The sequence below is a fragment of the Phenylobacterium sp. genome, assembly GCF_036723115.1.
Taxonomy (GTDB): Bacteria; Pseudomonadota; Alphaproteobacteria; order Caulobacterales; family Caulobacteraceae; genus Phenylobacterium.
Genome location: NZ_DAIMHV010000064.1, coordinates 1 through 1,951, shown reverse-complemented (window position 1 = coordinate 1,951; position 1,951 = coordinate 1). Strand labels below are relative to the sequence as shown.

Annotated in this window: 2 protein-coding genes; both read right to left on the bottom strand. The window is 70.5% G+C overall.

Annotated features, from left to right (window positions below):
- On the bottom strand, positions 1 to 414 hold the full coding sequence (locus V7D28_RS08455; RefSeq protein WP_333586941.1) for a SufE family protein: 414 nt from the start codon (positions 412 to 414) through the stop codon (positions 1 to 3).
- A gap of 44 nt (positions 415 to 458) precedes the next feature.
- A partial coding sequence (locus V7D28_RS08450) for a DUF3458 domain-containing protein (RefSeq protein ID WP_333586940.1) occupies positions 459 to 1,951 on the bottom strand: 1,493 nt, incomplete at its 5' end.

Here is a 1,951-nt window from a genome sequence, read left to right as displayed (position 1 = left end):
TCAGACCGCCTCGGCGTCGCGGACCATGCGCGCGGCCATCGCCGCCAGGCCGTTGGACCGCTGGGTCGACAGGGCGCCGGCCAGACCCAGCCGGGCGAAGGCCGCCTTGGCGTCGAAATCCCGTATCTCGGACGCCGGCCGGCCCGACAGCAGCCGTAGCAGGACCGCCATCAGCCCGCGCACGATATGGGCGTCGGAATCCCCCCGAAACCGCAGGGTCCCGTCGGCCTGGGGCTCGGTCACCAGCCAGACCTGGCTGGCGCAGCCGCGGACCTTGTTGGCCTCGTTGCGCTCGGCCTCGGTGAGAGGCTCAAGGCCGGCGCCGAGCTCGATGACATAGCGGTAGCGCTCCTCCCAGTCCCCCAGGAGGTCGAATTCCTCGACGAGTTCGTCCAGCGTGTCTTGAATGGCCATGGAAGGGCGGACTTAAGGGTCCGCCCGCCCCGGCGCAACGGGCTTCAGCCTTCTTCGGCCAGGGCGCGGCTGGCCAGCTCATAGACGTTCTTGGACAGGCCCTTGTGCTCGACGATGCGCTGAAGCTCGCCGCGCATCTTCTGCGCCAGGTCCGGACGGTAGCGCCGCCAGCCGCCCAGGGGGTCGAGCAGACGCGCCGCGGTCATGGGATTGAACCCGTCGGTGACCAGGATCTGGTCGGCCAGGAACGTGTAACCCGCGCCGGTTTCGTCATGGAACCGCGCCGGATTGCCCGCGGCGAAGGTTCCCACCAGGGCGCGCAAGCGGTTGGGGTTCTTCGCATCGAAGGCCGGATGGGCGGTGAGGCCAAGCACGCGGCCCAGGGCGCCTTGGCCAGGATCGCGGGCCTGCAGGGCGAACCACTTGTCGATCACCAGGGGCTCGGACTTCCAGCGTTCGTAGAAGTCGGCCAGGGCGCGGTCGAACACCTCGCCGCCGATGTGCATGAGGGCGGTGAGCCCGCCCATGGCGTCGGTCATATTGCCGGCCGCCTCGAAGTGACCGAAGGCGCGCTCGGCGATCTCGGCGTGGGGATCGGCGGCCAGGACGTCGAGGGCCATGTTGCGCAGGGCCCGGCGCCCGGCGCCGGCGGCGTCGGGGGAGAACTCCCCCAGGTCCTGAAGCCCGGTGTGCAGTCGCTTGAGATCCTCGGCCAGATGGATGGCCAGCCGCGCCCGCAGGGCCTCGCGGGCGGCGTGCAGGGCGGCGGGGTCGGCGGGCTGTCGGGCCAGGACCAGTTCCTGCTCGCTGGGCAGGGACAGGAGCAGCGCCTTGAACGCCGGGTCGGCGGACTGGTCGGCGAGCGCGCGGCCCACGGCCTCGGCATAGCGTTCCTCGCCCACCTCGTCGGGACGTCCGGCGGAGCGCGCCAGCATCAGGTCCCGGGCCAGGTCCTGACCCGCCTCCCAACGGTTGAAGAGGTCGGGATCGGCGGCCAGCTGGACATAGCGGTCCTTGGGCGGCGCATTGGTGGTCATCACCACAGGCGCGGAAAAGCCCCGCAGGGCCGAAACCACCGGCTCGCGGTCCACCCCGTGCAGGGTCAGGCGGGCCTTGGCGCCCTCCAGGACGAAGACGGTCTCATCCATGGCCTGGCCGTCGCGTTCGAAGGCCAGGACGCGGCCTTCGCCGTCCAGCAGGCCCAGGCGGACGGGCAGGGGCAGGGGCTTCTTGTCCGGTTGGCCGGGCGTGGCCGGGGTGGTCTGGGACAGATCGAGCTCCAGGGTGCGGGCCTGACCGTCATAGCGGCTCTGGATGTCCAGGCGCGGCGTTCCGGCCTGCTCATACCAGCTGAAGAAGTCCGAAAGGTCGCGGCCGGAGGCCTCGGCGAAGCAGGCGATAAAGGCCTCCACCGTGGTGGCGTGCCCGTCCCACCGGTCGAAATAGAGGTCCATCCCCTTGCGGAACGCCTCGGCGCCGATGAGGGTCTTGAGCATCCGGATGACCTCGGAGCCCTTCTCGTAGATGGTCGCGGTGT

Coding starts and splice junctions, on each gene's coding strand:
- V7D28_RS08455 (WP_333586941.1), bottom strand. CDS start 414: ATGGCCATTCAAGACACGCTGGACGAACTCGTCGAGGAATTCGACCTC.